This is a genomic window from Enterobacter cloacae complex sp. IR5458 (assembly GCF_049238025.1).
Lineage (GTDB): Bacteria > Pseudomonadota > Gammaproteobacteria > Enterobacterales > Enterobacteriaceae > Enterobacter > Enterobacter kobei.
In genome coordinates, this window is sequence record NZ_JBMKIF010000077.1 from 1 (window position 1) to 6211 (window position 6211).

8 protein-coding genes and 1 pseudogene are annotated in these 6211 nt (G+C 45.5%); all 9 read left to right on the plus strand.

Annotation, left to right across the window (positions count from 1 at the left end; genetic code table 11):
• Positions 1–346: 346 nt before the first annotated feature.
• The 9 genes and pseudogenes from ACOTYN_RS25400 (at position 347) to ACOTYN_RS25440 (ending at position 6165) form a co-directional block, all read left to right on the plus strand.
• Entirely contained in the window at positions 347–1483 is a 1137-nt protein-coding gene (locus ACOTYN_RS25400; protein ID WP_021141311.1) for an ISAs1-like element ISAs12 family transposase, read from the plus strand.
• Between the two features lie 162 nt (positions 1484–1645).
• Complete coding sequence (locus ACOTYN_RS25405; RefSeq protein ID WP_223290059.1) at positions 1646–1807, plus strand: peptide-methionine (S)-S-oxide reductase; 162 nt, start codon at positions 1646–1648, stop codon at positions 1805–1807.
• Positions 1808–1865: 58 nt separating this feature from the next.
• A complete protein-coding gene (locus ACOTYN_RS25410) occupies positions 1866–2420 on the plus strand; it encodes a carboxymuconolactone decarboxylase family protein (RefSeq protein WP_011711655.1) in 555 nt (184 codons plus the stop codon).
• A 137-nt stretch (positions 2421–2557) separates the two neighbouring features.
• The gene (locus ACOTYN_RS25415; protein ID WP_011711654.1) at positions 2558–3073 is read left to right on the plus strand and encodes a YkgB family protein; all 516 of its coding nucleotides are present in this window, start codon (positions 2558–2560) and stop codon (positions 3071–3073) included.
• 236 nt (positions 3074–3309) lie between these two features.
• Positions 3310–3756, plus strand: a complete 447-nt coding sequence (gene msrB, locus ACOTYN_RS25420; RefSeq protein ID WP_011711653.1) for a peptide-methionine (R)-S-oxide reductase MsrB — start codon at positions 3310–3312, stop codon at positions 3754–3756.
• 2 nt (positions 3757–3758) lie between these two features.
• Positions 3759–4259: a peptide-methionine (S)-S-oxide reductase MsrA gene (gene msrA / locus ACOTYN_RS25425; RefSeq protein ID WP_011711652.1), complete on the plus strand. Its 501-nt coding sequence runs from the start codon at positions 3759–3761 to the stop codon at positions 4257–4259.
• A 29-nt stretch (positions 4260–4288) separates the two neighbouring features.
• Entirely contained in the window at positions 4289–4828 is a 540-nt protein-coding gene (locus ACOTYN_RS25430; RefSeq protein ID WP_223878982.1) for a peptide-methionine (S)-S-oxide reductase, read from the plus strand.
• Between the two features lie 15 nt (positions 4829–4843).
• Positions 4844–5113 (plus strand): annotated as a pseudogene (locus ACOTYN_RS25435) (IS481 family transposase); the annotation flags it as partial.
• Between the two features lie 386 nt (positions 5114–5499).
• On the plus strand, positions 5500–6165 hold the full coding sequence (locus ACOTYN_RS25440; protein WP_163138160.1) for an ATP-binding protein: 666 nt from the start codon (positions 5500–5502) through the stop codon (positions 6163–6165).
• The last annotated feature ends 46 nt before the right edge of the window (positions 6166–6211 follow it).

A 6211-nucleotide genomic window follows, 5' to 3' on the forward strand; every position in this document is an offset into this window, starting at 1 on the left:
TCCCGGGGAATGGCTATGGCACAGCGAAGGTGTAGCACTATTGGGATCAGTTATTTAGCATAGATCCAGGGCGAGATCGTGAACATTTTGTTAAAAATTAAAAATAGTTTTTTGCCTACAAAACAAATACTTATAGGCCTGTGATATGCAGTTAACTTTATAGTCAGGATCGCCTTCACACTTTTTAATCGTCACTGCACGTCATTTCAGCTCAAAAAATGCGCATGAAATCCAAAAAATGATAATTTCCATGATTTCCATAGTTAACAATTTGCTCACATCCTCACCCTGAAATTTGACCTGGTGATCCGGCTGTGATCTCATGCTCCTTTTCAGGAGTGCTCTCATGTCTATTGATGCCGTTTTCGCTCAGTTCTTCGACAATATTCACGACCCTCGCCAGCATGCCAAGATTTATTATCCCTTCTACGATGTCCTGTTTCTCACCGTCTGTGCCGTGATCGGCGGGGCTGAGGGCTGGGAAGATATTGAGGATTTCGGCGAGGTTCATCTTCCCTGGTTTCAATCCAAGGGACTGTTTAAAAACGGCATTCCTGTCCATGACACCATTGCCAGGATCATCTCCGGCATCAAACCAGAGCCGTTTCAGGCCGCCTTTGTGCGGTGGACTCAAGCCATTAACCAGCACACCGATGGCGCCCTGGTCGCTATCGATGGCAAAACCCTGCGCAGTTCCTATGACCGTGAGGATCGAACGTCGACCATTCACATGGTCAGTGCCTATGCCGCCGCCAATAAGCTGGTGCTCGGACAGATAAAAACCGACGCCAAGTCCAATGAAATTACCGCTATTCCCGAGTTGCTGGCGCTGCTCGACATCAAAGGCTGCCTGGTATCCATCGATGCGATGGGGTGCCAGACCGAGATCGCCGAGACCATCCTTCAGCAAGGTGGCGATTACTTATTGGCCGTCAAAGGCAACCAACCCAAGTTGTTCGAGGCGGTTCGACAGGCCCTCGCCCCGCTGGCGGCCACCCCGTTATGCGCAGAGACGATGACGCTTGAGAAGGCTCATGGCCGCATCGATGGTCGTGAGTACCATGTCATGGCGGCGGGCGAGTTGGCCGCCCAGTTTCCTCATTGGAAACAGTTGCACAGCATTGGCGTGGCCATCTCCTATCGCGTTGAAAATATGCAAAAAATTACCATAGAGCAGCGTTATTTCATCAGTTCCAAAGCGTTGGTGCAGGATGAGTTTGCGCGAGCGGTGCGTGGGCACTGGGCCATCGAAAATAGCCTGCACTGGGTGCTGGACGTCACGATGGGCGAGGATGATTGCCCGATTTATCGCGGTGATGCCGCAGAGATTTTGGCGTGCATCCGGCACATGGGGCTGAACATGCTCAGGGCCGAGACTTCACGCAAGGCGAGCGTAAGACGGAAGCAAAAAATCGCAGGAATGAGCAGTGAATATCTGGAAACGGTACTCAATGCGGGTCTCAAAAAACTGGGTGAAATTTAACAAAATGTTCACGCTCTCACCCTGACATAGCCCCTACGTAAACTGTCTAATAAGTCACATTATACGAACTATTGAGCATGTTATATCTATTTTACATGCTGTAAATTCAGTTCCATTAGTAAATAGATAAAAACCAAGGAGGCTTTATGAAAAATAAATAATGTGATCGTTGCCGGAGGGTGTTTTTGGAGTCTCGAAGACCTCCTTAGAAATCAGGACGGCGTGACGTCAACGAAGGTGTGTAGTGGCACTGAAATGGCGACTGCGCAAGACGTGAAGATGAGCTGTCTGATAGCAACGGATTATCAAGCAGAACCTTCTTAAATACAATTTATTCCACGCCAATACAGCGTGCTGTCTTTCAAATCACTAGGAGAAATTTATGTCACGTTTGAACACCCCTACCACAATCGACGCCGCGCCTACTGCTACCCATACCTCACTCAAGGCTGTGGAAAAACAACTGGGCCGCGTTCCTAACATGTTCCGCGTCGTTGCCAACAGCCCTGCTGCGCTGACTGGCTACCTGCAATTGAGCGCAGCATCAGCACAGGGCGGCTTGGGTACAGCGACTCTTGAGCGTATTGCCCTAGCCGTCGCTGAGATCAACGGCTGCGATTATTGCCTTGCTGGCCATTCCTTCCTAGGCCGTAAGGTGGCCAAGCTTGATGATGCTGAACTCACTGCCAACCGCAGCGGTGCATCAAATGACCCTAAGGCCGACGCAGCCGTGCGTTTTGCTGCCGCCGTAGTCCGCCAGCGCGGGCAAGTCAGCAATGACCAGGTCCAAGCGGTGCTGAACGCTGGCTACAGTGATGCACATGTAGTGGATATTCTGTTGGCTGTTGCCCTGAACACTTTCACTAACTACGTTAACGAAGTGACACAGACCGAGGTCGACTTCCCGGCCGTTCAACCACTAGGCATTGATGTCTAATCCATTGGTGCTCAACTACAGCAATTACCTAAGTTAGGTTCGACTCGAGTAAACATATAGTTTTTCTCAAGAGTCATATCATTTTAGTGGGCTACATAGAGTGAGTCCACATGGCTAAAAATAATTGGAGATATAAGATGACTATTCCCGAAATTGAAAATGGTGTCCAGACTACCAATATCCTTAGTAATAATCTCGGTGCAAAAGTCACTAAGTTTGGTATAGGTGGCATCTACGTTGCCATGACGATAATATATTTGTGGTTTGGTGGTATGAAATTCACTAGCTACGAAGCAAACGGTATACATGGTTTTGTTAGTAATAGCCCTCTGCTTTCATGGATGTATAGTTTCCTCAGCATTCAAGGATTCTCAAATTTTCTGGGTGTGCTTGAAATTTCAGTTGGCCTGTTAATCGCTGCACGAGTTTTCTCCCCTAAGCTCGCAATCTTGGGCGGTGTACTTTCAACCGGACTCTTTTTTACGACATTGTCGTTCATGCTGACTACACCCGGTGTTTTTGAGGCATCTCTTGGGTTTCCTGCGATCTCTGTGGTTCCTGGCCAGTTTTTGCTAAAAGATTTAGGCTTGTTTGTCGTGTCTATATTTATCGTAGGCACATCACTTACAGCACTGGAGCACAAAAACAAATAAGCCGCATCCGAAACAACTATAAGTTAGAGGGCCTTAAATTCTGCGGTATAGGTCTTGCAGTTCTTTTTAGCTGTCATAGGCACCTCGTTATGTGATTTTACTCACTTAGCGCGGTGTACAGAACTACTGGATCAGATCATTTTTTCGGGTTAACGGCCTAAGTGAAATAAATTCTGTAAACAGAAGGTCTCTTATAATCTGAAAGGCACATGGCTCTACTCTATAAGAGGACATTTATGAATACCTATCAAAAATCTATGAATGCGATTTCTGCTCTGACTAAGGAGCAGTATCGGGTGACGCAAGAAAATGGTACAGAGCGTCCAGGGACTGGTGAATTGCTAAAGAACACCAAGCCCGGCATTTACGTGGATATCGTGTCAGGTGAGCCTTTATTTGCGTCTTCTGCCAAGTATGAATCAGGGTGTGGTTGGCCGAGCTTTACCAAAGCGATAGACTCTGTCAACGTAATTGAAATCACTGATAGGTCGCACGGCATGACCCGCACAGAAGTGCGCTCAACTCATGGCGACAGTCACTTAGGCCATGTATTTTCAGACGGTCCCAAAGACCAGGGTGGCCTACGTTATTGTATTAACTCAGCGTCATTACGTTTTATTCCTAGGGAAGAAATGGCAAGTAAAGGTTACGCAGAGTATTTAGACCAAGTAGAGGACATTTAATTATGGCAATTGAACGCGCAGTATTAGCCGGTGGCTGCTTTTGGGGCATGCAGGATCTTATCCGCAAACGTCCCGGTATCACTTCAACCCGAGTAGGTTATACCGGTGGTGAAGTGGCTAATGCTACCTACCGCAATCATGGTAACCATGCTGAAGGCATTGAAATAATGTTCGATAATGAAATCACCAGCTATCGACAAATTTTAGAGTTTTTCTTTCAGATTCATGACCCTAGTACAGTAAATAGACAAGGTAATGACAAGGGCACATCTTATCGCTCAGCCATTTATTATACCTCTGAGGCACAGCATGCTGAGGCAGTAAAAACCATTGCTGACGTGGATGCTTCGGGATTATGGCCTGGAAAAGTAGTGACTGAAGTCGAACCTGCAAGTGATTTTTGGGAAGCGGAGGCTATGCATCAGGACTATTTGGAACTCCGACCAAATGGCTATACCTGCCACTTCCCCAGACCAGACTGGAAGTTGCCCTCATCTCAATGAGTTTGCAGCAGCCCACACAGACTTGCAATTTGCATACGACAACCACCCTTAATACAATCGGCTTAGGCGGTGGTTGTCACTGGTGCACCGAAGGCGTATTTTCATCACTTATTGGCATTGCTACTGTCAATCAAGGTTGGATCGCCTCAATTGGTGACAACGCTCAGTTCAGCGAAGCCATTGAAGTGGTTTTTGATCCGACTGTTATTTCTTTATCAACCTTGATCGAAACCCATTTACATACTCACGCGAGCACATCAAACCACTCAATGCGTGGTAAATATCGTTCAGCGATATACGCTTATGATGAGGTTCAGTATAACCAGGCTGTAAACATATTAGATGCCTGTAGAGCTGATTTTGAGCAGCCAGTCATTACTCAGGTTTATTTTTTTAAGGATTTTAAAGCGAATAAAACTGAGCTTATCGACTACTTTTATACAGCACCCAACAGACCATTTTGTCAAAGGTACATTCATCCAAAACTCACCTTCTTATTAGCACGTTTCAGCCACTATGTTGATACGCATAAATTGACAGAGTCAGGTGTAGAGTTAACATCGATATAGGCTGTGCTACTCTGCAAGTTCGAGCGTCATGATTACCAACTCTAGTAGTGGCATCGATCACACGAAAACTAAAACGATGTCACCGCAAACGAATGGGATCTGCGAGCAGTTTGATAAGGCGATCCTGAACGAGTTTTATCAGGTGGCTTTTCGCAACAAGTTAATCAAACGCTGGAGACGCGGCAAAATGATCAGGATGAGTGGCTGTCTTACAACAATGAACGAACTCATCAGGGCAAAATGTGCAACGGCAGAACGTCAGTTGAAACTGATCTGATCCAGTAGTTCTGTACACCGCGCTAAGTGAGTAAAATCACATAACGATACAACAACGTTACCCTACATAATCCCAAACTAATTTATCGTTGGAAACGCGAGTTATCCGTGAAGATGATAGAGCTTCTACGCGAGATCCTTTCCAACTGAGTCTGTTCGATGCTCTGTTATACCAATATCTTTGGAAACGCCCTTCGATGGTAGCTTGTTGCTTCTATCAACATTCATACACTTTTGTGAAAAAAATTTCCTGTGTATTTATCGGTATAGCATAAAGTCCATAATCAAATTAAAACGCTACCTAGTACAAAATTGCCTATTATTTAACCTTGACACTACCAATATGCACTGATCTGATATATATTGATTTAATGTATATTTTGCAGGCGATTTTTATGAAAAGTGCACTACTGCGGATCATCACCAACCAGAGCGCGTTTCCTTCATTGACGGAAATATCCTTGACGGGTCATAGCAACATCTCAGGGACAAACGGAGCAGGAAAAACCTCATCTCTTGTTCTGGTTCCTGTTTTTTATGGGATTGACCCTCAGTATATGGTCAGAGAAAAGCCTAAAACCTTTCTGGATTTCTATCTTTCTAAAGCACGTAGTTTTGTCATTTTTGAATATCAACGACAAGATCAGATCTCCTGTGTCGTGCTTTACAGACATAACAACACGTTGCATTACAGGTTTGTCAAAGGGGACGCCGATTCCACTTTATTTACAGAACAGAGCAAAATGAAGCTGAATAATGCGGAAAATATTGATTGCTGGCTCTCGGAAGACATCGCTCAGATAACAGAAGTGTCCCGGCAGATCAAAACCATCAAGGATTACTGCGCAATTATCCAGCACAACTTGTCGCACCTATCCCCGATTAAAGCTCGACAGTCAGGACTCAAGGATATTGCTGATAAATTCTCTCTGTGCCGTCCAGGGAAATCAATGAGGCACATTGAACGCTTAACGTCCGTCATGCACAAAAAAACAAAATTGATGGAAGGGTTAAAAGACATGGTTGCAGATTGCTTTATTGACAGTCAGCTAAATAACTGATCCCAATAGTGCTACACCTTCGCTGTGCCATAGCCATTCCCCGGGA

Bases quoted from the DNA above. Each gene is read 5' to 3' on its own strand.
- ACOTYN_RS25400 (WP_021141311.1), top strand. From the start codon at position 347: ATGTCTATTGATGCCGTTTTCGCTCAGTTCTTCGACAATATTCACGAC.
- ACOTYN_RS25410 (WP_011711655.1), top strand. From the start codon at position 1,866: ATGTCACGTTTGAACACCCCTACCACAATCGACGCCGCGCCTACTGCT.
- ACOTYN_RS25415 (WP_011711654.1), top strand. From the start codon at position 2,558: ATGACTATTCCCGAAATTGAAAATGGTGTCCAGACTACCAATATCCTT.
- msrB (WP_011711653.1), top strand. From the start codon at position 3,310: ATGAATACCTATCAAAAATCTATGAATGCGATTTCTGCTCTGACTAAG.
- msrA (WP_011711652.1), top strand. From the start codon at position 3,759: ATGGCAATTGAACGCGCAGTATTAGCCGGTGGCTGCTTTTGGGGCATG.
- ACOTYN_RS25440 (WP_163138160.1), top strand. From the start codon at position 5,500: ATGAAAAGTGCACTACTGCGGATCATCACCAACCAGAGCGCGTTTCCT.